At 70.9% G+C, this 23,580-nt stretch carries 21 protein-coding genes and 1 pseudogene; 14 read left to right on the plus strand and 8 right to left on the minus strand.

Annotation, left to right across the window (positions count from 1 at the left end):
• Window positions 1–3: 3 nt before the first annotated feature.
• The gene (locus tag GA0070607_RS08675) at window positions 4–747 is read right to left on the minus strand and encodes a M50 family metallopeptidase (RefSeq protein ID WP_089017733.1); all 744 of its coding nucleotides are present in this window, start codon (window positions 745–747) and stop codon (window positions 4–6) included.
• Between the two features lie 101 nt (window positions 748–848).
• Here GA0070607_RS08675 and GA0070607_RS08680 point away from each other — a divergent pair, with 101 nt between their 5' ends.
• The gene (locus tag GA0070607_RS08680) at window positions 849–1,400 is read left to right on the plus strand and encodes a Uma2 family endonuclease (protein WP_089017734.1); all 552 of its coding nucleotides are present in this window, start codon (window positions 849–851) and stop codon (window positions 1,398–1,400) included.
• A gap of 127 nt (window positions 1,401–1,527) precedes the next feature.
• A complete protein-coding gene (locus GA0070607_RS08685; protein ID WP_089017735.1) occupies window positions 1,528–2,283 on the plus strand; it encodes a GH25 family lysozyme in 756 nt (251 codons plus the stop codon).
• Between the two features lie 108 nt (window positions 2,284–2,391).
• On the opposite strand, the gene GA0070607_RS08690 is transcribed toward GA0070607_RS08685, so the two are convergent.
• Together GA0070607_RS08690 and GA0070607_RS08695 are read right to left on the minus strand one after the other, a co-directional pair.
• Entirely contained in the window at window positions 2,392–2,625 is a 234-nt protein-coding gene (locus tag GA0070607_RS08690; protein ID WP_089017736.1) for a hypothetical protein, read from the minus strand.
• A 77-nt stretch (window positions 2,626–2,702) separates the two neighbouring features.
• Complete coding sequence (locus GA0070607_RS08695; protein ID WP_089017737.1) at window positions 2,703–4,688, minus strand: serine/threonine-protein kinase; 1,986 nt, start codon at window positions 4,686–4,688, stop codon at window positions 2,703–2,705.
• A 90-nt stretch (window positions 4,689–4,778) separates the two neighbouring features.
• Between GA0070607_RS08695 and GA0070607_RS08700 the strand changes: the two genes are divergently transcribed.
• From GA0070607_RS08700 to GA0070607_RS08725, 5 genes are all read left to right on the plus strand, one after another.
• Entirely contained in the window at window positions 4,779–4,991 is a 213-nt protein-coding gene (locus GA0070607_RS08700) for an acyl-CoA carboxylase subunit epsilon (RefSeq protein ID WP_089017738.1), read from the plus strand.
• Window positions 4,992–5,079: 88 nt separating this feature from the next.
• Window positions 5,080–5,538, plus strand: coding sequence for a hypothetical protein (locus GA0070607_RS08705; RefSeq protein WP_089017739.1), 459 nt, complete (start codon window positions 5,080–5,082; stop codon window positions 5,536–5,538).
• A 1,372-nt stretch (window positions 5,539–6,910) separates the two neighbouring features.
• A complete protein-coding gene (gene mycP / locus GA0070607_RS08715; protein ID WP_089017741.1) occupies window positions 6,911–8,053 on the plus strand; it encodes a type VII secretion-associated serine protease mycosin in 1,143 nt (380 codons plus the stop codon).
• Between the two features lie 290 nt (window positions 8,054–8,343).
• On the plus strand, window positions 8,344–9,012 hold the full coding sequence (locus tag GA0070607_RS08720; RefSeq protein WP_089017742.1) for a Maf family protein: 669 nt from the start codon (window positions 8,344–8,346) through the stop codon (window positions 9,010–9,012).
• Window positions 9,009–9,662: an O-methyltransferase gene (locus GA0070607_RS08725; RefSeq protein WP_089017743.1), complete on the plus strand. Its 654-nt coding sequence runs from the start codon at window positions 9,009–9,011 to the stop codon at window positions 9,660–9,662. The genes GA0070607_RS08720 and GA0070607_RS08725 overlap by 4 nt, the downstream gene beginning before the upstream one ends.
• 75 nt (window positions 9,663–9,737) lie before the next feature.
• Here the strand turns inward: GA0070607_RS08725 and GA0070607_RS08730 are convergent, their stop codons facing one another.
• From GA0070607_RS08730 to GA0070607_RS08740, 3 genes are all read right to left on the minus strand, one after another.
• Window positions 9,738–10,493, minus strand: coding sequence for an ABC transporter permease (locus GA0070607_RS08730; RefSeq protein WP_089017744.1), 756 nt, complete (start codon window positions 10,491–10,493; stop codon window positions 9,738–9,740).
• Window positions 10,494–10,510: 17 nt separating this feature from the next.
• Window positions 10,511–11,470 carry an ATP-binding cassette domain-containing protein gene (locus tag GA0070607_RS08735; protein ID WP_089017745.1) on the minus strand — a complete coding sequence of 320 codons (960 nt, stop codon included), beginning with the start codon at window positions 11,468–11,470 and terminating at the stop codon, window positions 10,511–10,513.
• A gap of 121 nt (window positions 11,471–11,591) precedes the next feature.
• Entirely contained in the window at window positions 11,592–12,191 is a 600-nt protein-coding gene (locus tag GA0070607_RS08740; RefSeq protein WP_089017746.1) for a PadR family transcriptional regulator, read from the minus strand.
• A 148-nt stretch (window positions 12,192–12,339) separates the two neighbouring features.
• On the opposite strand from GA0070607_RS08740, the pseudogene GA0070607_RS08745 reads away from it, so the two are divergent.
• Both GA0070607_RS08745 and GA0070607_RS08750 read left to right on the plus strand, forming a co-directional pair.
• Window positions 12,340–14,090: pseudogene (locus GA0070607_RS08745) on the plus strand (acetyl/propionyl/methylcrotonyl-CoA carboxylase subunit alpha).
• Between the two features lie 136 nt (window positions 14,091–14,226).
• The gene (locus GA0070607_RS08750) at window positions 14,227–15,666 is read left to right on the plus strand and encodes a GuaB1 family IMP dehydrogenase-related protein (RefSeq protein ID WP_089017747.1); all 1,440 of its coding nucleotides are present in this window, start codon (window positions 14,227–14,229) and stop codon (window positions 15,664–15,666) included.
• A gap of 66 nt (window positions 15,667–15,732) precedes the next feature.
• Here GA0070607_RS08750 and GA0070607_RS08755 read toward each other — a convergent pair whose 3' ends face one another.
• On the minus strand, window positions 15,733–16,311 hold the full coding sequence (locus GA0070607_RS08755) for a TetR/AcrR family transcriptional regulator (RefSeq protein WP_089017748.1): 579 nt from the start codon (window positions 16,309–16,311) through the stop codon (window positions 15,733–15,735).
• A gap of 81 nt (window positions 16,312–16,392) precedes the next feature.
• On the opposite strand from GA0070607_RS08755, the gene GA0070607_RS08760 reads away from it, so the two are divergent.
• Genes GA0070607_RS08760 through GA0070607_RS08775 form a run of 4 tightly spaced genes read left to right on the plus strand, consistent with a single transcriptional unit; the run spans window position 16,393 to window position 21,086 of the window.
• On the plus strand, window positions 16,393–16,839 hold the full coding sequence (locus tag GA0070607_RS08760) for a DoxX family protein (RefSeq protein WP_089017749.1): 447 nt from the start codon (window positions 16,393–16,395) through the stop codon (window positions 16,837–16,839).
• A 25-nt stretch (window positions 16,840–16,864) separates the two neighbouring features.
• Complete coding sequence (locus tag GA0070607_RS08765) at window positions 16,865–17,347, plus strand: MarR family winged helix-turn-helix transcriptional regulator (protein WP_089017750.1); 483 nt, start codon at window positions 16,865–16,867, stop codon at window positions 17,345–17,347.
• Window positions 17,341–19,074 carry an ABC transporter ATP-binding protein gene (locus GA0070607_RS08770; RefSeq protein ID WP_089017751.1) on the plus strand — a complete coding sequence of 578 codons (1,734 nt, stop codon included), beginning with the start codon at window positions 17,341–17,343 and terminating at the stop codon, window positions 19,072–19,074. The genes GA0070607_RS08765 and GA0070607_RS08770 overlap by 7 nt, the downstream gene beginning before the upstream one ends.
• The gene (locus tag GA0070607_RS08775; protein WP_089017752.1) at window positions 19,071–21,086 is read left to right on the plus strand and encodes an ABC transporter ATP-binding protein; all 2,016 of its coding nucleotides are present in this window, start codon (window positions 19,071–19,073) and stop codon (window positions 21,084–21,086) included. Before GA0070607_RS08770 ends, GA0070607_RS08775 begins: the two co-directional genes overlap by 4 nt.
• A gap of 59 nt (window positions 21,087–21,145) precedes the next feature.
• On the opposite strand, the gene thrS is transcribed toward GA0070607_RS08775, so the two are convergent.
• Window positions 21,146–22,363, minus strand: a complete 1,218-nt coding sequence (gene thrS, locus GA0070607_RS08780; RefSeq protein WP_089017753.1) for a threonine--tRNA ligase — start codon at window positions 22,361–22,363, stop codon at window positions 21,146–21,148.
• A gap of 517 nt (window positions 22,364–22,880) precedes the next feature.
• On the opposite strand from thrS, the gene GA0070607_RS08785 reads away from it, so the two are divergent.
• Complete coding sequence (locus tag GA0070607_RS08785; RefSeq protein WP_089017754.1) at window positions 22,881–23,501, plus strand: DedA family protein; 621 nt, start codon at window positions 22,881–22,883, stop codon at window positions 23,499–23,501.
• The last annotated feature ends 79 nt before the right edge of the window (window positions 23,502–23,580 follow it).

The raw sequence follows: 23,580 nt of genomic DNA on the forward strand, positions 1-23,580 counted from the left end.
TGGTCAGGGAGTCAGGCCGGCGTTGGTGAGGATCGGGCCGGCGAGCAGCAGCGCGCCGGCGACGAGCGCGACCACGTTGACCAGGGCGAAGAAGAGCACCCAGAAGAACGCCGGGAACGGGGTGAGCCCGGCGAGCTGGTCGGCGTCGGACGCGGGCATCCGGCCGCGCGAGCGCAGCCGTTGCAGCTCCACCACCGGCCGCACCCCGCCGAGCAGCAGGAACCACACCCCGGTGTACGCGAAAGCGGCCTGTACCTGCGGGGTGGCGTACCACGAGACGGCGAGCACCAGGGCGCCGGTGACCAGCAGCGACACCACGCCGAAGGCGTTGCGGATCATGACGAGCATGGCGAGCAGCAGCGCCACCGCGACCCAGAGCAGCAGTGTGATCCGGTTGCCGCCGAGCAGCCAGGCACCGGCCAGCCCGACCAGCGGTGGGGCGACGTAGCCGGCGAGCAGGGTGAAGATCATGCCGGGCCCCGAGGGCCGGCCTGCGGAGAGCGTCAGCCCGGAGGTGTCCGAGTGCAACCGGATCCCGCGCAGCTTACGGCCGGTGAGCAGGGCGACCAGCGCGTGCCCGCCCTCGTGGGCGATGGTGATGGCGTTGCGGGCGACCCGCCACGGCAGTCGGGTACTGACCACCACCAGCGCGACGGCCGCGGTGATCAGCACCAGCAGCGGGGGCGGGTCCGGCTGAGCGCCGAACAGCGTGTCCCACAGGTCGCCCAGCCCGTCGATCGACATCATGGGGCGCGAGCCTACCGGCGGCGTTCGGTGTCGGTGCCGGGCCACCGCCTCGTGTGGTGTGAGACTGATCGGGTGGCGAGCGGAGCGGGAGGTGAAGGCAGGTGAGCGCAGCGCCCCTGGAGCCGCACATCGGCCTGTGGACCGAGGCCGACTACTTCGCGTTGGGTGAGACCCCGGACCGGATCGAGCTGCTCGACGGGAGCCTGATCGTGAGCCCTGTCCCGAGCAAGCGACACCAACTGGTGTCGTGGAACCTCGTCGACAGCCTTCGGCCAGCCGCACGGCCGCTCAACCTTCTTGTGTTCGAGGCGGTCAACGTGCGGCTCGGGGTGGACCGGATCGTCATGCCGGACGTGGTCGTCGCAGACACCGACGACGAGGGCACCGTGGTGGAGGCCGCCGAGGTGGTCCTGGTCTGCGAGATCGTCTCGCCCGGCAACGCCGCCGCTGACCGGCTGGTCAAGATGCAGCTCTACGCCATCGCACGGATTCCCTGGTACCTGCTGGTCGAGCAGGACGGCGACGGTCACTCGTTGCGGCTGTTCCGGCTCGACGGCGAGCACTACGTCGAGGACCAGGTGGCCAAGCAAGGCGAGGCGCTGACCATCGTGGAGCCGTTCCGCTGGCAGCTCGACCCCTCTGCCCTGCGCTGAGCCATCCCATCGCAACGTTCAGTGCCCACCGACACCCGTCGATGAAAGTTTCTTCAACAACTCTTGCGATCTAGGGCAGTTACCTCCAAAGATGGGCGTCAATAGACCGACGTCCTTGGAGGCAGCCATGGCCCGTACCAGATCACCGCTGCGCCGCGTGCTCGCGGCCGGCCTCACCCTGCTCGCCACCGCGGCGGCGACCCTGGTCGCGACCGCCGGCCCGGCGGCCGCCGCCACCACGCCCGGCGTCGACGTATCGCGCTACCAGGGCAGCATCAACTGGACCAGCGTGCGCAACGCCGGCATCCAGTTCGCCTTCATCAAGGCCACCGAGGGCACGAGCTACAAGGACCCGAACTTCAACGCGAACTACGTCAACGCGTACAACGCCGGGGTGATCCGCGGGGCGTACCACTTCGCCCGGCCGAACATCTCCGCCGGCTCCACCCAGGCCAACTACCTGGCCTCCAACGGCGGCGCCTGGTCGGCGGACAGCCGGACCCTCCCCGCCGCGCTGGACCTGGAAGCCAACCCGTACGCCGGCGGCTACTGCTACGGCCTGAGCACCACCGGGATGCGCAACTGGGTCCAGGACTTCCTGAACACCTACCGCTCCCGCACCGGCCGCTACGCGGTCATCTACACCACGACCAGCTTCTGGAACCAGTGCACGGGCAGCTGGACCGGCCCTTGGGCGAACCACCCGCTCTGGCTGGCCCGCTGGGCGAGCACGCCGGGCGCCCTACCGGCCGGCGCGCCGGTGTGGAGCTTCTGGCAGTACACCAGCACCGGCGCCGTCTCCGGGATCAGCGGCAACGTGGACCGCAACTACTGGAACGGCGACCGGTCACGGCTGATCGCACTGGCCAACAACACGGCCTGACCCGACCGGTCCGCCTGATCCGCCTGGGGAGGCAGTTGGCGGCAGCGGGATCGGCTGTCACCGCACGGTCGACAATCGGTCCGGCTGCCGCCACACCACCGGTACGGGTCAGACCCGCCGTCGGCTCATCGCCGGCACCACCATCGGAGTGTCCTCACTGGCCAGAGCGCTCCGCCGGGTCAATCGCCAGGCAGCCACCCCGCAGACGGCAACGGTCACGACGCTGAGCAGCGCGATGAGGGCCCAGATTCCCGCGCTGACCAGCAGCAGGACCGCGTCGCCGAGCGCCACCAGCATCCACAGTGCCAGCCGGGGCCGGGCATCCCTCCGTCGGTAACCCATGTCGTACCTCCTTCCGTCGTCGAAGGTCAGATACCCCGGACGACGCAAGGTCATGCGAATGGATCTCCCGCCGGCGTTCAGTCCTGGCGGTCGGGCACGAAGCCCTTGGCGATCCGGTCGAAGTTCGGCAGGTTGGCCTGCCAGTCCTTCTCCGCGATCTCCCACCGCAGGGCGTAGCCGCGGTTGGTGGCGGTGACGAAGCCGCGGTTGCGGACGTGGATGCGGGTCCCGTCCCGGGTCTCCAGCCACTCCCAGTCGCCGCAGGTCTTCCAGAAGTCGCAGGGCTTGATGCTGAGGTACTGGTAGTTGTTGACGCGACTCTTGCGGCTCGGCTCCTGCGCCTGCCAGTCCTTGACCGCGTCGTCCTTCGGCGTGTTGGTCCACTGCACGAGCAGCTCACCCGGCCCGTTGGACTGGTCGAACAGAACGGTGCTGCCGTCGGCCTGCCGACGTACCCAACCGTCAGGAATCGGCAGAGCGAAGCCGGCCGGGTCCTTGTGCAGCTTCCAGCCCGCCGGCAGCGCGTTCGGGTCGACCGACGCACTGGCCGACGGCGTCGGACTGGGCGCGCCGGCGGCGGGCGGAGGCACCGCCGGAGCCGTGGTCTGTGGCGGCGCCGTGGTCGCGCCAGCCGCGGTCGGGCCGGCCTGCGGGCTCTTGTCGCCGTCGCCCTCGCCCTTGGTGAGCAGCGGCACGATCACCACGAGGCCGATCAGTAGCAGGGCCACCACGGCCCCGATCAGCAGGTTGCGTCGGGTGTTGTTCGGCTTCGTACCGTCCGACAGCGGCACAGCCGCGCGCCCGGCGGGGCTGACCGGGGGCATCACCGACGTGGGAGTCGGGGGCCTGCGCTGTTCCGGCGCGACCGGCGGACCGTCGACCTCGGTCGGCTCGTCGCCGGCCTTCGTCGTACCGTCGGCGGGTGCGTCGCCCGCGGCCGTCACCTTCGCCGTCGGGTCGGCCTCGGCGGTGTCCGGGCGGTCGATCGTGGCGGTCGGCTCGGCCGGCACCAGCGCGGTCGGCTCGGCGTCCGCACCGGAGGGCACAACCGCCGTCGGAGTGGCGTCACTCGCGGACGTGACGGCCGCGGCGGCCGGCGGGGTCCGCGGGGCCGGCGGTGACACCGGGCGGTCGGCGCGCTCCTCGGCGGGGCGCGGGGCCGGCACGAGCGGCGGGCGCGGCTCGCGCGGGCCGTTCGGCCCAGGCCGGCGTACGCCATCCAGCAGCGAAATGCTGCGCGCCCGCTTGCCACCGGCGCGGCGCAACAGCCGCTCCGCCACCTCGGCGTTGATCCGCTCGTTCGGGTCCTTGCGCAGCAGGCCGTTGAGCACCGGCTTGAGCGGGCCGGCGTTCTTGGGCGGCGGCATCGGCTCGGTGGCCAGCGCGGCCAGCGTGGCGATCGCCGACGGCCGCGCGTACGGCGACTTGCCCTCGACCGCCGCATAGAGCGTCGCGCCCAGCGACCACAGGTCGGCTTCCGGCCCGGCCGTGCCCTCCCGGGCACGCTCCGGAGAGATGTACGCGGGCGAACCCAGGACCATGCCGGTGCGGGTGACGTTCGGGTCGCCCGGGATGGTGGCGAGACCAAAATCGGTCAGCACCACCCGGCCGTCGTCGCCGAGCAGCACGTTGCCCGGCTTGACGTCGCGGTGCATGACGCCGGCCTTGTGCGCGGCGTTGAGGGCACCCAGCACGCCGAGGCCGATCTCGACCGCGCGAGCCGCCGACACCGGCCCGTCCTCGGCGAGAGTGTCCTGCAACGACTTCGACGCCACGTACTCCATGACGATCCACGGATCGCCGTCGGTACGCAGCACATCGAAGATGCGGACCACATTGACGTGGTTGAGCCGGGCGATCGCCCGGGCCTCGCGCAGCGAACGCTCCCGCATCTCGCGGCGTTCCTCGTCGGTGAGGCCGGGCGGCGGCACCAACTCCTTGATGGCGACGTCCCGGTGCAACACCTCGTCGCGCGCCTTCCACACCCGACCCATGCCGCCCTGGCCGAGCGGCGACAGAAGCCGGTATCGGTCAGCGACAAGGTGGGGAAGCGCGTTCGACATCGGTGAGACGGTACCCGGACGCGCCGATCGTCACACCGCCGGCACGCCACTCTGCGTTCCCGGTAACTTCCCGACGCGTACCCTGGCGTCATGTCTGCCGAAGAGCCGTTGTTCCGGGTCGTCCGCGGCGTGCCCACCGCCGAGGAACTGGCCGCCCTCGTGGGGGCGATCGTCGTCCGGTCCCGCCCGGCCGCCGCCCCCGCGCCGGTGGCTACGTCGGCCTGGGCTCGCAGCGGTCGACCGGCCGGCGCGGCGCCGACGGCCCGCCCGGGCGGATGGCGCTCCGCCGGTCTGCCCCGCTGACCCGACCCGCCGTGCGGGGGCTGCCAGTGTCGCTCCCAGCCGTTAACCTCACTCAGGGAAACGGTGCCGTGACGGGTAGGGAGGATCGATGATCCCCGAAGAGGACCGGCCAACCCCCTGGCTGCGCAACTACGGCGGCATCGAGGCCGACATCCGCCAGCTCCGGGAGTTCGCCGACCGGCTCGCCGCGGAGGTCGAGAGCAACTACGCGCCACACCTGTCGTACATCGCCGACGACATGTCCGCGCAACTGCCCAACCCGTGTGACGCCTTCATCGAGCTGGTCACCTTCCTGCAGGCGCACCACGAGACGCAGCAGGCCACCGCCGACATGGTGTACGCCGTCCGAGGCGCCACCGGCCACCTGGCCGCCGTCGCCGACCGGGTCGCCACCCGGTACTCCGATGCCGACGCCTTCTCCGCCGCCCGCGTCGTGGACGTGCAGCGGGCACTCGCCGACCCGGGGACCGTCCTGCCCGGAGGCCCGACCCCGATGCTGCCCGACCCGACCGGCCCCGACGGGGACAGGCCGGTGGTGCTGCCGTGATCGAACGGGGCAGCGGCCGCACCTCCGGCGTCACCGACTGGCAACTGATGGACGTCAACAGCATGTGGGCCTGCCTGCAGGACCACGACACCGCCAACCACTGGAAGCAGGTCGCCGGCTGGCGCAAGGTCTGCGACCTGGCCCAGATCCACCTCGGCCGACTCCAGGAGTACCGGCGCGGGCTCGCCGAGGCGTGGCCGCCCGACACCAGCGCTGCCTCCCGCACGTACCTCGCCCAACTCGATGAGCTGATCGACAAGGTGCGGCACACCCACGACGCCGCCGCCGCCAACTACACCGCGCTCTCCGCCGCCACGCAGGCCATCGGCACCACCCGCGCCGAACTTCGCAAGGTTCATGAGGAGTACGCGACCAAGCTCCGGCAGAAGCAGGCGTACGAGGCGACGGCCGCCGATCCGAAAGCGGTCATGGGCAGCCGGGTTACGCAGTCGCCGGTGACCGACGCCGAACTGGAAGGGCTGAACACGCGGGCGCGGGGCATGATGTTCAACCTCAGCGGCGAACTCCAACAAGCCCAAGCCACCCTCCAAAAACCACCCGCAATGCCGAAGATTGCAAGGCAGCCGGACGACCCCGATGTGTATGGCGGTTACGCCGCGCCCGCTATTCCCCCGATCGTGCCGGTGCCGCTTTCTACCCGTGCCACCGCTCACGCCCCCAGCGCCAGTGCCGGACGGCCAGTGCCGGTACCCGCAGCGTCGGGGATAGGCCCTGTACTCGGCGGAGCCGCATCCGGATTAGTCCCGACACCCGTCATCACAACCCCTCCCAGCACCCAAACCCCAGGCACGGTTGGCCCGCCAGCCGCTATCGAACTTGGGCTAACACCCAAGCCGCCAGGGGTATCCGCGGGCCTATCGTCATCGCCGCCTCTGCGGACAACCCAGCCGGGGACAACGGGAAAGCCGGTCAGCGGGGGTTTCGATGGTAAATCCCCCCATCCCACACTGCCCACTCGCTCTGCCCCTTCTGCTGGAGGCTTGATCGGAGGGACACCAGGCCTTAGCCCGGGGCAGCCCATCAACAACTCGGGTTCCCCGAGAAGGGTGAATCCCATTGGCGGTGTCATTGGCGGCGGCGGTGCCGGCACTGCACCAACTGGAGCAGCAGGAACTCGGCCCGGTGGGGGCCGCAGCTTCGGTGGGACCCCGAGCAGCCTCCCGATCGGCGGGGCACCTGGGTCACGTGGAAGCGCCGGTCGGCCGGAAGTACGGCCCGGGGATGGAGCCGAGCCCCCCCGCCGTTGGGACCCGGACCACCCATGGGAGGTGGACCAAGGCGTTCCTCCCGTGGTCCTCCCTCCGGACAGAGACGATCCAATCGACCCTGGTCCGGCTATCGGTTTTAACAGATGATTAGGCGGCTCCGAGTCAGCATCCTTAAGCTGGCCCTAGCCACCACCCTGCTGCCGGCGAGCGCGGTCGCGGCGCCATCAGACGCAGACCTTGTACGCGATGACCAGTGGCATCTCCCGTTCCTACGTATCCAGCAGGTCCATTCAGTAAGTCAAGGATCTGGGGTAGTCGTAGCGGTCCCGGACACAGGGGTAGATCCTCATCCCGACCTACGCGAAAACCTCCTGAGCGGCACCGATGTAATTCCCGGAGGTAGCGGCGACGGTCGCCAAGATCGAGACAGCCATGGGACCTCAATGGCGGGCCTCATAGCTGCTCACGGGAGGCCGAACAACCAAGGTGCCCTCGGCATTGCTCCGAAGGCAGAGATTCTTCCAATACTTGACACACCGCTTGACGGCCAGGGTGATCCTGATGCACTGGCCGCCGCTATCGAGTTTGCCGTCGCGAGAGGCGCCGATGTCATAAGTATTTCCGCCGTTGCAGGAGCCAGCGTGCGGCTTCAGCAAGCGTTAAAGGTTGCGCAGGACGCCAATATTATCGTTGTTGCCGCAGCGGGTAATCGGCCGCCGGACGCCAGTGTGCGATACCCGGCCAGCGAGACTGGGGTAATCGCCGTAGGTGGCGTCGATCGGACGGGAAAGCATGCGGCTGTCTCGGTGACTGGACCGGAAGTCGACGTAGTAGCACCTGCGGTCGACATCTACAGCACCAGCTACGACGGAAAGTACTCGAAGGGCACGGGGACCTCGAGCGCGACGGCGATCGTGGCGGGGGCGGCGGCCTTGATCAGGTCGAAGTACCCCTACCTGCCCGCGCAGGAGGTGGCGCACCGCCTGACCGCCACCGCCATAGACAAGGGTCCGCCGGGGCGCGACGACGAGTACGGCTATGGCGTGATCGATCTCGTGGCGGCGCTGACGGCGGACGTACCCCCGTTGGGGTTCGAGTCGGCGAGCGCGCCGGCCGACGGTGGCCCGACCACGACGGCCGGCGCCCAGCCGGACAACGGCGGCGGCGGCAGGACCACACGTGGTCTGGCCACCCTCGGGGTGATCGTGGCTGCCGGTGTCGGGTGGGCGCTGGTGGTGCGGCGAAGGCGGCGGGACGACGATCCGCCGCCCCGTATCAGTCGCTGACAGGTCGACGACCCGTGATCGACTCGGGTTCGGTGGTGTCGCGGTGTCCTCGGCGCTGGGACAGCCCGGTATCAGCGAAGCCGAGTCGATCGAGGCCGGCGGCCCGGGTGATCGACTCAAGGTCGGCGATGTGGGGGTGTCCGCGCGATGGGAAAGCGCGATGTCGGTGATGTGGAGTGGATCAACCCCGAGACGAACGCCGAGCGCCGAGCGACGAGCGACGAGCGTCGAGCGGGAGCGCGTGGGTCGGATGGTCGTGGCCGGGGTGGCGAGCCGGTAACGTCGGTCGGGTGTCTGCATCCCTGCCGCTCCGCCTCGTGCTCGCCTCGGCGAGCCCTGCCCGTCGCAAGTCGCTCCAGGCCGCCGGCATCGAGCCGGACGTGCTGGTCAGCGGGGTGGACGAATCTCTGGTCGTGACCGATCGGGCCGAGGAGCTGTGCCTGGAGTTGGCGCGACTCAAGGCACAGGCTGTGCTGACCCGGCTGAGCCCGGCGAGTGACCAGCGGACGTTGGTGATCGGCTGCGACTCGGTGCTCGCGTTCGACGGGGAGATCCTCGGAAAGCCGGCGGATCCGGCGGACGCCACCCGGCGCTGGCAGCGCATGCGGGGGCGCAGCGGCGTCCTGCACAGCGGGCACTGTCTGATCGACGTTGTCGCCGGGCGGCGCGCCGAGGCGGTGGCTTCGACCACCGTCCATTTCGCCGACATCAGTGACGAAGAGATCGCCGCCTACGTGGCCAGTGGCGAGCCGCTGGCCGTGGCCGGCGCGTTCACCATCGACGGGCTGGGCGGGCCGTTCGTGGAGCGGATCGAGGGTGACCCGGGGACGGTGATCGGATTGTCGATGCCGCTGCTGCGCCGGCTCCTCGCCGAGTTGGACCTGCGGATCACGGATCTGTGGACGAAGGTCGCGCCGGGCGGCCAGTCGGTCGAGCCGCTCGGTAACGTCCGGTCATGACCACCAAATCGATCCCGCTCACGGACGAGCTGCACGCTTACCTGGTGGCGCACGGCGCCCCGCCGGACGAGATCATTCGGGACCTGGCCGAGGAGACCCGGTCGGTGCTGCCGGAGCACGCCACGATGCAGGTGGCTCCGGAACAGGCCGCGTTCCTGACCTTCCTCACCCGGCTGCTCGACACGCGGCAGGCCGTCGAGGTCGGCACGTTCACCGGGCTCTCGTCGCTGGCGATCGCCCGCGGGTTGCCCGAGGGTGGGCAGTTGACCTGCTTCGACATCTCCGAGGAGTTCACCGGCATCGCCCGGCGCTACTGGGCTCGTGCCGGCGTGCAGGACCGGATCGATCTGCGTATCGGCCCGGCCGGCGACCGGCTGCGGGAGCTGCCGCACGAGCGGTACCTGGACTTCGCCTTCATCGACGCGGACAAGACCGGCTATCCGGTCTACTGGGCTGAGCTGGTGCCCCGGATGCGCCCCGGCGGGGTGATCGCCGTCGACAACGTGCTGCGCGGCGGTCGGGTGATCGCACCGCAGAACGAGGCCGACCGGGCCATCGCCGCCTTCAACGACGAGGTTCTGGCCGACGTACGGGTGGACCCGGTGATGCTGCCGGTCGCGGACGGCCTGACCCTCGCCCGGGTGCGCTGAACGCAGGCAACCGTTGAACGCGGATGTCGGGGTGTCCTCGCGTGAAGGACACCCCGACATCCTGGAAAGTGAGCGTCAGCGGACGCTGCGGGCGAACTGGCGTGCGGCCCAGACGACCCCCGCTGCGGCGAGCACCGCGGTGATGGTCAGGCCCTGCCAGACCTTGTCGCTGGCGAGGTCGCCGGCGAACAGCGCCCGGGTGCCGTCGACCGCCCAGGAGAACGGGTTCCAGTCGGCGATGGCCTGCAACCAGCCGGGCGCGAAGGTCAGCGGCAGCAGGATGCCGGAGAGCAGCAGCACCGGCTGCGCCACCGTGTTCATGAGCGGGGCAAGCGCGTCCTCGCTCTTGACCTTGAGTGCGACGCCGTACGAGACGGCCGAGGTCATCAACGCGATCAGGGCGAGCATCAGGTACGCGAGCAGCAGGTCCCCGATGAACACCCGCAGATCGAACAGGAGCGCCAGCAGGGTGATGATGACCGCCTGCACGATGAGCGAGACCACGTCGCGCAGCGAGCGGCCGAGCAGCAGGGCGAGCCGGCTGATCGGGGTGACCCGGGAGCGTTCGATGACCCCGGCGCGCAGCTCGGCGATCAGGCCGAAGCCCTGGAACAGGCCACCGAAGATGGCCAGCAGCACCAGCAGGCCGGGTACGAAGATCTTGTAGGCGGCGGCCTGGGTTGGCGCGTTCAGCGCCGGCTTGAGCAGCGGGGCGAAGAGCAGCAGGTACATCACCGGCTGGAAGACGCCGACGAAGACCCACACCGGGTTGCGCAGCAGGAGCTGGGTCTGCCGCTGGAAGATCAGCCAGGTGTCACGGGCGAATTTCATGAGTCGTCTCCGGGTGGTCAGGACTCGCGCAGCGAGCGGCCGGTCTTGGTCAGGAAGACGTCGTCCAGGCTGGGCCGGTGCAGCTCGATCGAGCGCAGGTCGAGCCCGGCGTTGTCGAGTCTGCGCAGCACCTGCGGGATGGCGACGGCGCCCTCGTCCACGTAGAGGCGCAGGCCGCCCTCGTCGACGGTCTCCAGCTTGTTGACGTACGGCTCGCCGTCGAGCGACTGGGCTGCCTGCGGGGTGGCGGCCAGGTCGAGGCCGACCAGCACCACGTCGCCGGAGATCTCCCGCTTGAGCTCGGCCGGAGTGCCCTCGGCCACCACCTCGCCGTTGTCCATGATCGCGATCCGGTCGCAGAGCGCGTCGGCCTCGTCGAGATAGTGGGTGGTGATGAAGACGGTCATCCCGTCCCGGCGCAGCCGCCGGATCTCGTCCCACATGTGCGCACGGCTCTGGGGGTCGAGGCCGGTGGTCGGCTCGTCCAGGAAGACGATTTTCGGCTCGTGGATGATGCCGAGCGCGATCTCCACCCGCCGGCGCTGGCCGCCGGAGTAGGTCTTGCACTTGCGGTCGGCGTACTCGGTGAGCTGGAAGGCGTCCAGGGCGCGGGCGGCGCGCCGCTGCGCGTCGGCCTTGCCGATGCCGTACATCCGGGCGTGCAGCACCAGCTCCTCGCGGGCGGTCGACTCGTCCCAGGTGCTGCCGCCCTGGGGGACGTAACCGATCCGGCGGCGCACCTCGGCCGGGTCCTTGCGCAGGTCCGCGCCGGCGATGGTGGCCTCGCCGCCGTCCGGCTCGATCAGCGTGGCGAGCATCCGCAGCGTGGTGGTCTTGCCGGCGCCGTTCGGGCCGAGGAAGCCGAAGATCTCGCCCTCGGCGACCTCAAGGTTGACGCCCCGCACGGCGTCCACCGTCTTCGTCTCTCGACCCGCGCGGGAGCGGAACGACTTCCGCAGCCCCCTGGTCTCGATCATCTCTGCTCCTGGTCGTCCGGGCCGGTCGCGCCGGCCGTCGAAGGGGACGACGCCGAACGGCGCACTCCCCCGCTGTGCCGTCAGCAGGCTAACGCGATATAGCTTTTTTAGTCAACGTTGATTATTTCGCGTCTGGCACGCCGTCGTTCCAGCCGGTCCAACCCTCCGCGTTCTCCAGTTCAGCAGGGAGGTACGACACACCGGATTCGATCCGGTCCGCGATCCGCTCGCACCAGCCCAACTCCGCCTCCGCCCGCTCGGACCAGAGTTCGAACAACCAGGCGACGTGCACCGGCTTGCTCTTGCGTATCCAGTCGGACTCCAGCGAGGCCCGCATCGAGGCGACGCTGGCGCGCAGCAGGTTGGCCCGGTTACGCAGGGCCGCCGCCGCCTCGGAGCGGGGCAGCGCCGGCAGAAAGCCGAACGCCGCGGAGAACGGGTCCAGCGGCTCGGACAAGCCCCACCAGAAGCCCCGCAGCAGGCCCTGGAACTCGTCCTCCCCCACCGGCGTCACCTCGTACGTGGTCCGGGCCGGACGGGCACCGACCTGCTCGGTCGCGACGGCGCGGAGCAGACCTTCCTCGGTGAGCTTGCGCAGGGCGTGGTAGATCGAGCCGGGCTGCACGTTCGCCCACTTGTCGGCACCCCAGCTCAGCAGCTCACGGCGTACGTCGTAGCCGTGCACGGGCTGCATCCACCGCACCAGACCGAGGATCATCAATCGAGTCGAAGACACACCACAAGCGTAATAGCCAAGTTTGACTAAACCGTGGCGGCACAGTGCGGCATCCCACACTGAGCGATCGTTAGGGTTCCCAGGGTGGCCGATACACTCCCCGTCAGTAACCTGCCCGGGAGGAGCCACGAAGGTGCGCAAGGTACTCATCGCCAACCGCGGCGAGATCGCCGTCCGCGTGATCCGGGCCTGCCGCGACGCCGGCCTGGGCAGCGTCGCCGTGTACGCGGACTCCGACCGCGACGCCCTGCACGCCACGCTGGCGGACGAGGCGTACGCGCTCGGCGGGGACAGCGCGACCGAGACGTACCTGCGCATCGACAAGCTGCTCGACGTGGCCGCCCGAGCCGGCGCCGACGCCGTGCACCCCGGCTACGGCTTCCTGTCCGAGAACGCCGACTTCGCCCAGGCGGTCATCGACGCCGGGCTGACCTGGATCGGCCCCACCCCGCAGCGATCCGCGACCTGGGTGACAAGGTCACCGCCCGGCACATCGCCCAGCGCGCCGGCGCGCCGCTGGTCCCCGGCACCCCGGACCCGGTGGCCAGCCCGGACGAGGTGATGGCGTTCGCCGTCGACCACGGCCTGCCGGTCGCCATCAAGGCCGCCTTCGGTGGTGGCGGGCGCGGGCTGAAGGTGGCCCGGACCATGGAGGAGATCCCCCAGCTGTTCGAGTCGGCCACCCGGGAGGCGGTCGCCGCGTTCGGCCGGGGCGAGTGCTTCGTCGAGCGCTACCTGGACCAGCCGCGGCACGTCGAGGCGCAGGTCCTCGCCGACCAGCACGGCAACGTGATCGTGGTGGGCACCCGGGACTGCTCGTTGCAGCGGCGGCACCAGAAGCTGGTCGAGGAGGCCCCCGCGCCGTTCCTCAGCGACGCCCAGCGGGCCCAGATCCACGAGAGTGCCAAGGCGATCTGCCGCGAGGCCGGGTACCACGGCGCCGGCACTGTGGAGTACCTGGTCGGCGTGGACGGCACGATCTCCTTCCTGGAGGTCAACACCCGGCTCCAGGTCGAGCACCCGGTCACCGAGGAGACCGCCGGCGTCGACCTGGTCCGCGAGCAGTTCCGGATCGCCGACGGCGAGAAGCTGCGCAGCACCGAGGACCCGACGCCGCGCGGGCACTCGATCGAGTTCCGGATCAACGGCGAGGACCCGGGCCGCAACTTCCTGCCCGCCCCCGGCACCGTCACGGCCCTGCGGCTGCCCACCGGCCCCGGCGTCCGGGTGGACACCGGGATCTCGGCCGGCGACGTGATCGGCGGTAACTTCGACTCCCTGCTGGCCAAGGTGATCATCACCGGTGAGACGCGAGCCGAGGCCCTCGAACGGGCCCGCCGCGCGCTGGACGAGATGGTGCTCGAGGGGATGGCCACCGCGCTGCCGTTCCACCGGCTGGTGGTGCGGGACGAGGCGTTCACCGCCGAGCCGTTCACCGTGCACACCCGGTGGATCGAGACGGAGTTCCACAACACCGTGTCGCCGTTCGCCGCCGCCGCCGGCGCCGCCGAGGCGCCGGCCGAGCGCGACACCGTGGTGGTCGAGGTGGGCGGCAAGCGGCTGGAGGTAAGCCTCCCCGCCGGCTTCGGCGGGGGTACGACCACCGCGGCGCCCGCCTCCCGCAAGCCGACCCGGCGCGGTGGCGGAGCGAAGGCCGGCGCACCGGTCGGTGGCGACACGCTCGCCTCGCCGATGCAGGGCACGATCGTCAAGATCGCGGTGGCGGACGGCGACACCGTGGCCGAGGGCGACCTGGTGGTGGTGCTGGAGGCGATGAAGATGGAGCAGCCGCTGCACGCCCACAAGGCCGGTACGGTCAGCGGACTCTCCGCCGAGGTCGGCGCCGTTATCACCGCCGGCGCCCCCATCTGCACCATCGCCTGAAGGAAGGGCACCTTATTAACGCCTGGTGCATAAGAAAGGGCCCTTCCTAACACTTTGTCCGTGCTGGGGATTGGCGCGGGGGTGGTTTGCGGCACCGACGTGGGCGAAGGCGGCCGGGGCCAGCAATGATGGCCGGGTGCAGTTCCTTCACGGCGCGGTCCCCGCGCACGACCTGACCTACACCGACGTCTTCATGGCGCCGGCCCGCTCCGACCTGGGCTCCCGGCTCGATGTCGACCTGTCCACCGGCGACGGCACGGGCACCACCATCCCGTTGGTGGTGTCGAACATGACCGCTGTCGCCGGTCGGCGGATGGCCGAGACGGTGGCCCGGCGCGGCGCGATCGCCGTGATCCCGCAGGACATCCCGATCGAGGTGGTGGCGAACGTCGTCGCCTGGGTCAAGCAGCGGCACCTGGTCTACGACACGCCGATCACCCTGGGCCCGACCGAGACCGTGGGTGACGCCATCCACCTGCTGCCGAAGCGCTCGCACGGCGCGGTGATCGTGGTCGACGAGGCCGGCCGGCCGATGGGCGTGGTCACCGAGGCGGACACCATGGGCGTGGACCGGTTCGCCCAGTTGCGGCACGTGATGTCCACCGAGCTGCACACCGTCCCGGCGGACGCCGACCCGCGTACCGGCTTCGACCTGCTCTCCGCGGGCCGACGCCGGCTCGCCCCGGTGGTGGACGCCGACGGCCGACTGGTCGGGGTGTTGACCCGTCAGGGCGCGTTGCGCGCCACGCTCTACACGCCGGCGGTGGACGACCGGGGTCGGCTACGTATCGCGGCCGCGGTCGGGATCAACGGGGACGTCACCGGCAAGGCCGCCGCGCTGCTGGAGGCGGGGGTGGACACCCTGGTCGTGGACACCGCGCACGGCCACCAGGCCCGGATGATCTCGGCGCTGCAGGCGGTCCGCAAGCTGGACCCGGGGGTGCCGATCGCGGCCGGCAACGTGGTGACCGCCGAGGGGGTACGCGACCTGGTCGAGGCGGGTGCCGACATCATCAAGGTCGGCGTCGGCCCGGGGGCGATGTGCACCACCCGGATGATGACCGGCGTGGGCCGACCCCAGTTCTCCGCCGTGCTCGACTGCTCGGCGGCGGCCCGCGACCTCGGCCGGCACGTCTGGGCCGACGGCGGCGTACGGCACCCTCGTGACGTGGCCCTCGCGCTCGCCGCCGGCGCCTCGAACGTGATGATCGGCTCGTGGTTCGCCGGCACCTACGAGTCCCCGGGCGACCTGTACACCGACGCCGACGGTCGGCGGTACAAGGAGAGCTTCGGGATGGCTTCGGCTCGGGCGGTCAGTGCCCGTACCGCCGATGACAGCCCGTACGACCGCGCCCGCAAGGCGGTGTTCGAGGAGGGCATCTCCTCGGCCCGGATGTACCTGGACCCGGCCCGGCCCGGCGTCGAGGACCTGATCGACGAGATCATCGCCGGGGTACGCAGCGCCTTCACCTACGCCGGCGCGCGGGACCTGGCGCAGTTCCACGAGCGGGCGGTCGTCGGCGTGCAGAGCGCCGCCGGCTTCACCGAGGGGATGCCGCTGCCCACCAGCTGGTGAGCCTTGCGGGCGGCAGCTCGCTCAGCGCGATCGGGCGGCGCTGCCGTACCCCTTGTTCTGGCTCCTTTACCTGTCGCCAAGGTCGGCTCGGCGGAAGAGCCGGCTCACCACCGCGCGGGCCGCCTCGCGTGGGTCGTCGCCGACCCGGGGCGGCAGCGCGCCGGCGAGCCACAGGGTGGCGAAGCCGTGCACGATCGACCAGGCGGCGAGTGCGTCCCGCTCGGGGTCGGCGCCGGGGTCGTTGGCCGGTAGGGCGGTCACGCCGGAACGGAGCGCGGCGCCCGAGCGTCCCCGGGCGGCGACCAGCTCGGCGTCGTCGGCCCGGTAGAGCTCGGGCCGGAACATCACCTCGAAGTGCGCGCGGTGCCGGACGGCGAAGTCGACGTACGCGACACCGGCGTCCAACAGGTTGTCGGGCGCGCTCAGCTTCTGCGCCAACAGGTCGAAGCCCTGGGCGGCCAGCGCGGTGAGCAACCCGGCCTTGTCGCCGAAGTGGTGGGCGGGCGCGGCGTGCGAGACGCCGGCTCGGCGGGCCAGGTCGCGCAGGCTCAGCGCGGCCGGTCCCACCTCCTCGATCGCTTCCACCGCGGCGGCGAGCAGGGCGTTGCGTAGGTCGCCGTGGTGGTAGGCGCGCGTTCCGGTCATGCCCGAATCCTATCTTGCCATTGACAAGATGCCACTCATCGAGGCAATCTTGCCACTGACAAGTTCACGAGGAGGATTCCGATGGCACCCCTGATCGCCCTGCTGGTCGGCACCGCACTGGCCCGTCTGACCGGCTTCGCCGGCGTCGCCGCGCTGGACGGCTGGCACCCCGCACTACGGGTCGGCCTGGCCCTGATGTTCACGCTGACCGCCGTGGCGCACTTCGCCGGCCAGCGCCGCACCGGCCTGATCGCGATGGTCCCGCCCGGCCTGCCCCGCCCGGAGCTACTGGTCACCGTCACCGGCGTGCTGGAACTGGTCGGCGCGGTCGGCCTGCTGATTCCGGCGACCGCCCGCCTCGCCGCCGTCGGGCTCGGCCTGCTGATGCTCGCGATGTTCCCGGCCAACGTCTCGGCCGCCCGCCGGAAGTTGACCCTGGCCGGGCAACCGGTCACCCCGCTCGTCCAGCGCACCGCTCTGCAGATCGTGTTCGTAGCCACTGCTGCGGCTATTTCGTTTGGCCCCTGACTATCAGGGGGCTAACCTACTTGCCGTGGAACTCGTCACCTTGAAGGATGTGCCGCTCGGCCGGCTACTGGTCGTGGCCGGGCACCTCGTCGGGCAGCGGTGGAACCGCTACCTCGCCGAGGAGCACGGCCTCACCCAGGCCGGCATGGTGACCCTGATGACGCTCGCCCGGCACGGCGAACTGCCCCACCGCGAGGTCGCCGAGAAGGGCTTCGTACGCCCGGCGACCCTGACCGGCATCGTGGACACACTGGCCCGCGAGGGGCTGGTCGAGCGGCAGCGCGACGACAGCGACCGACGCAGCGTCCGGCTGGCCATCACCCCCGCCGGGCGGGAGCGGGTGGCTGCGCTCACCACGCTGATGCACTCCGGAAGGCCGCTCACCTCGGTCGACGCCGAGCCGGCGAAGGCGCAGGTGATCCGTGACTTCCTGCTCGAGGTCATCGGCAGCGGGGACGACCCGCGGATGACCGGACGCCCTACCGAACCGAAGGATCCGGCGTGCTGATCCGACTGTTGCGCAACCAGTTGCGCACCTACCAACGACCGCTGCTGGCGGTGGTGCTGCTCCAGTTCGTGGGCACCATGGCCTCGCTCTACCTGCCCAGCCTCAACGCGGACATCATCGACCAGGGCGTGGCCCGGGGCGACACCGACTACATCGTGCGCACCGGCGGCTGGATGCTGCTGGTCAGCCTCATCCAGATCATCTGCTCGATCGCCGCGGTCTACCTGGGCGCGCGGATCGCGATGGGCTTCGGCCGAGACGTCCGCGCAAGCCTGTTCGGGCACGTCAACCGCTTCTCCGCCCGCGAGGTGGCCCGGTTCGGCGCACCATCGCTGATCACCCGCAACACGAACGACGTGCAACAGGTGCAGATGCTCGTGCTGATGAGCTGCACCATGCTTGTCGCCGCTCCGATCATGAGCGTGGGCGGTGTGGTGATGGCGCTCCGGGAGGATCTCGGGCTCTCCTGGCTGATGCTGGTCAGCGTGCCGGTGCTGGCCGTCGCGCTCAGCATGATCATCCGCCGGATGGTGCCGGGCTTCCGGCTGATGCAGACCCGGATCGACACGGTCAACCGGGTGCTGCGCGAGCAGATCACCGGCATCCGGGTGGTCCGCGCCTTCGTCCGCGAGCCGTACGAGACGGACCGCTTCGGCGTCGCCAACGCCGACCTGACCGCTACCGCGCTGCGTACCGGCCGACTGCTGGCGCTGATCTTCCCGGTGGTCATGCTGGTGCTGAACGTCTCCAGCGTGGCGGTGCTCTGGTTCGGCGCGCAGCGGGTGGACTCCGGCGCCATCCAGGTCGGCGCGCTCACCGCCTTCCTCCAGTACCTGATGCAGATCCTGATGGCAGTGATGATGGCCACCTTCATGCTGATGATGGTGCCCCGGGCCGCGGTCTGCGCCGAGCGGATCGTCGAGGTGCTGGACACCGACTCCTCTGTGGTTCCCGCAGCCGAGCCGGTCGCCGAGCCGCCCACCAGGGCCGAGCTGGAGCTGCGCGGGGTGCGCTTCCAGTACCCGGGCGCGGTCGAGCCGGTGTTGCGGGACGTCTCCTTCCGGGCGACCCCCGGCACCACCACCGCGATCATCGGCAGCACCGGTGCGGGCAAGACCACCCTGCTGTCACTCATTCCCCGCCTGGTCGACGTCACCGCCGGCGCGGTGCTGGTCGACGGCGTGGACGTGCGGGAACTGGCGCCCGACGAGCTGTGGCGGCGCATCGGCCTGGTGCCGCAGCGTCCGTACCTGTTCACCGGCACGGTCGCCAGCAACCTGCGCTACGGCAACCCGGACGCCACCGACGAGGAGCTGTGGCGGGCCCTGGAGATCGCCCAGGCCCGCGACTTCGTGGCCCAGATGCCCGGCGGGCTGGAAGCGCCGATCGCCCAGGGTGGCAGCACCGTCTCCGGCGGGCAGCGCCAACGCCTGGCCATCGCGCGGGCCCTGGTCCGGCAGCCGGAGATCTACCTTTTCGACGACTCGTTCTCCGCGCTCGACCTCGGCACCGACGCGCGGCTGCGGGCGGCACTGCGGCCGGTCACCGCGCAGTCCGCAGTGGTGATCGTGGCCCAGCGGGTCTCCACGATCGTCGACGCCGACCAGATCATCGTGCTTGAGGACGGGGGGGTCGTCGGAGTGGGACGACACGAGGAGTTGCTGGAGAGCTGCCCGACGTACGCCGAGATCGTGGCCTCCCAGCAGACGGCGGAGGTGCCGGCATGAGCGAGCCCGACGCGCCGCGGACCGCGTCCGTACCCACGCAGAAGCCGGCCGGCGACGGGCCGACGCCGAAGCGGCTGCCCCCCGGCCGCCAGGGCGGCGGGCCACCGTGGGCGGGCGCCGGGATGCCCGCCGAGAAGTCGATGAACTTCGGGCCGTCCGCCCGGCGGCTGCTCGGCCGGCTGCGCCCGCACCGGCTGCACCTGGCCGCCATCATCACCCTGGCCGTGGTGAGCGTCGGGTTCAGCGTGGCCGGACCGAAGATCCTCGGCCACGCCACCGACCTGATCTTCAACGGGGTGATCGGCCGGCAACTGCCGGCGGGCACCAGCGCCGAGCAGGCCGTCGCCGCGGCCCGGGCCAGCGGCAACGACAGCTTCGCCGACATGCTGGCCCGGATGGACGTGGTGCCCGGCGTGGGCATCGACTTCAGCGCCCTGAGCCGGGTTCTGCTGCTGGCGCTCGGGCTCTACCTGGCCGCGAGCGTGCTGTCGTGGTGGCAGGGCTGGCTGCTCAACGGGGTTGTCCAGCGCACCGTGCTGCGGCTGCGCGCCGAGGTGGAGGAGAAGCTCAACCGGCTGCCGTTGCCGTACTTCGACCGGCAACCCCGGGGTGAGCTGCTCAGCCGGGTCACCAACGACATCGACAACATCTCGACCAGCCTCCAGCAGACGCTCAGCCAGCTGCTCACCTCGCTGCTGACCGTCATCGGCGTGCTGGCCGTGATGTTCTGGATCTCGCCGCTGCTCGCCCTGGTGGCCCTGGTCGCGGTGCCACTGTCGGTGCTGGTCACCCAGCGCATCGCCAAGCGTTCGCAGAAGCAGTTCATCGCGCAGTGGAAGCACACCGGCGAGCTGAACGGCCAGATCGAGGAGGCCTACACCGGTCACGAGCTGGTCAAGGTCTTCGGCCGGCAGCGCGAGGTGGAGGCCGCCTTCAACGCCAAGAACGAGGAGCTGTTCCGGGCCAGCTTCGGCGCCCAGTTCATCTCCGGGATCATCATGCCGTCGATGATGTTCATCGGAAACCTGAGCTACGTGGCGATCGCGGTGGTCGGCGGGCTGCGGGTGGCTTCCGGGACGATGAGCCTCGGCGACGTGCAGGCGTTCATCCAGTACTCCCGCCAGTTCACCCAGCCGCTCACCCAGCTCGCCTCGATGGCCAACCTGCTCCAGTCCGGAGTGGCCTCGGCCGAGCGGGTCTTCGCGGTCCTAGACGCCGACGAGCAGAGCCCCGACCCGGTTCAGCCCGCCCGGGTCACCGACCCGCACGGTCGCGTCGAGTTCGAGCACGTCTCGTTCCGGTACGAGCCGGACAAGCCGCTGATCGACGACCTGTCGCTGGTCGCCGAGCCAGGGCACACGGTGGCCATCGTCGGCCCGACCGGGGCCGGCAAGACCACACTGGTCAACCTGGTGATGCGGTTCTACGAGCTGGACGCCGGCCGGATCACCCTGGACGGCGTGGACATCACCACCATGCGCCGCGACGATCTGCGCGGTCGGATCGGCATGGTGCTCCAGGACACCTGGCTCTTCGGCGGCACCATCCGCGACAACATCGCGTACGGCCGGCCGGACGCGACTGAGGAGGAGATCCTCGCCGCGGCCCGGGCCACCTTCGTGGACCGGTTCGTGCGCAGCCTGCCGGACGGCTACGACACGGTCATCGACGAGGAGGGCAGCAACGTCAGCGCCGGGGAGAAGCAGCTCATCACCATCGCCCGGGCGTTCCTCGCCGAGCCGTCCCTGCTGATCCTGGACGAGGCGACCAGCTCGGTGGACACCCGCACCGAGGTGCTGCTCCAGCGCGCGATGGCCGCGCTGCGTTCGGACCGGACCAGCTTCGTCATCGCGCACCGGCTTTCCACCATCCGCGACGCCGACCTGATCCTGATGATGGAGAACGGCCGCATCGTCGAGCAGGGCACCCACGAGCAGCTGCTAACCGCCCGCGGCCCCTACCACCACCTCTACCGCTCCCAGTTCACCGCCGCCCAGCCCGCGTCGATCTAGGGCGAATCGTCGTGAACGGAGATCCACTCACAGCGATTCGCCCTAGATCGGCGGGTGGGTCAGTCGGCGGGCAGGAGGTCGGCGGCGCGGGCGGCTACCTGGCGGGTGATCAGGGCGAGCGCGGTGGCGGCGGGTATTGGGGGGAGGGTGCGGCTGTCGCGGAGGCGCAGCGCGAGGTGCCCGTCGGCCGCCTCCCGGGAGCCCAGCACCCCGAGGTACGGGACGCGGCGGCGGGTCGCGTCCCGGATCCGGGCGCCCAGCGAGCCGGCGGCGGCGACCTCGACCCGCAGGCCGTCGCCGACGGCACGCCGGGCCAGCTCGGCAGCCGCCTCCGCCTGCCCGTCGTCCACCGGAAGCAGCACCAGCTGGACCGGCGCGTACCAGGCCGGGAAGGCGCCCTGGTGCACCTCGATGAGGTACGCGAACAGCCGCTCCATGCTGCCGACCAGGCTGCGGTGCACCATCACCGGCCGCCGTCGGCTGCCGTCCGAATCGGTGTACGACAGGTCGAACCGTTCCGGCTTGTCGAAGTCCAGCTGAATGGTGGAGATGGTCGACTCCCGACCGGCCGCGTCGACGATCTGGATGTCGATCTTCGGGCCGTAGAACGCGGCCTCCCCGGGCGCCTCGACGTACGCCACCCCGGCCAGCGCGCCCCGGAGCAGTTCCTCGGCGCGGGCCCACTGCGCGTCGTCGCCGACGTACTTGTCGCCGGGCCCGCGCAGCGACAGCCGGACGCCGGCCGGGCGGACGCCGAGCGCGGCGTGCGCGGCGCGGATCAGCCCGAGGATCTCCGCGACCTCCGCGCCCACCTGGTCGGGGGCGCAGAAGGTGTGCGCGTCGTTGAGCGAGATGGCACGTACCCGGGACAGCCCGCCGAGCACCCCGGAGCGCTCCGCGCGGTACATCCCGCCCAGCTCCGCGATCCGCAGCGGCAACTCCCGGTAGGAGCGGCCCCGGGCCCGGAAGACCAGCGCGTGGTGCGGGCAGAGCGCCGGCCGGAGCACGAACTCGTCGTCGGCGCTCAGCCGCATCGGCGGGAACATGTCGTCGGCGAAGTAGCCGAGATGCCCGGACAGCTCGAAGAGTTCGCGCTTGCCCAGCGGCGGCGAGTAGACGTGCTGGTGGCCGGATCGGCGCTCCAGCTCACTGACGTACTCCTCGACGGCGTGCCGGGCGGCGGCGCCGGCCGGCAGCCAGATCGGCAGGCCGGCGCCGGCCAGCGGATCGGAGACGAAGAGGTCCAGCTCCCGGCCGAGCTTGCGGTGGTCGATCATGTCGTGCTCCTGGATCGGGTACGACCCGGAGGCGACCTGGACTCCGAACGCCGCGCGGCCCTCGGGGCGGATCGCCCCGGGGCCTGGTCGACGGTGGTTACGTCAGAGCGGCACGCCGGGGACACCCGGCGTCGTGGTCACCACTACCGCGCTGCGCATGCGGCGACGGTACCCGTCGGGCGATCGGGAACGCACCCGGATTTGGCGTGGCGGAGGGGAGGGAGGGCCGCCGGCGCGGGACCCGCCGGCGGCCCTGGGCGACCCGGATCGTCAGGAACGGGGGACCCGACGGTGCTGGGGCCGCGCGGACAACGGTACGCCGACGTACGCCGATCCGCCGACCTGCGCGGGCCGGGCGGACGGCCGCCGAGGCGTCACCCGAGGGTCGTTCGCCTCGTTGTACCTGGGTGGCCCGGTCGTGTCGACGGTCACGGCGGCGTGGGGCTGTCCACGGTGACGCCGGACACGCCGTCAGGCTCGAGACACCCAATCGGCCGCATCCGGCGAGGTGGCACGTGTGCCCGAACTACTGACTGACGTCGCATCGCCGACGTGGGCGTACCTCGTGCTGCTCAGCCTGCTGATCGCGGATGCCTTCGTCCCGGTGATTCCCACCCAGATCATCATGATCACCAGCGGTGCGCTCACCGTCTACGGCGGGCTCAGCCTGCCGGTCACCATCGTCGTCGGCGCGCTCGGCGTCTTCGCCGGTGACCTGGCCTGCTACCTGCTCGGTCGCGGCGCACCGGACCGGCGTGCCCCCCGGCACGCGGAGCCGAGCCGGGCACGACGGGTCGCCAGCCGGGTCACCCAGGGGTTGCGGCAGCCCGGGCCGCTGGTCATCCTGCTCTGCCGGTTCGTGCCCGGCGGGCGGATGGCCGCCTGCTTCTCCGCCGGCCGCAGCCGCTACCCGTACCGGCTGTTCGTGCTCTACGAGACGGTGGCGGCGTTGGGCTGGGCCACCTACGGCGCGCTGGTCGGGCACCTCGGCGGCACCGCGCTGACCGAGTCGGCCTGGCGGCTGGCCATCATCGCCACCGCCGCCGCGGCCGGCTTCGCCGCCGCCGGGTGGGCAATGACCCTGGTCAGCGCACGGCACGCCCGGGCCGCAGCGGCAGCCGACATCCCCATCGACTGAGCGTCGGAAGCGGCACACCCCGACCGGTTCCGGGTGCCTCTAGGGGTAGTCCCCCGGGACGATTTCGGTGGCCGTCCCG

The organism is Micromonospora coriariae (assembly GCF_900091455.1).
Classification (GTDB): Bacteria; Actinomycetota; Actinomycetes; order Mycobacteriales; family Micromonosporaceae; genus Micromonospora; species Micromonospora coriariae.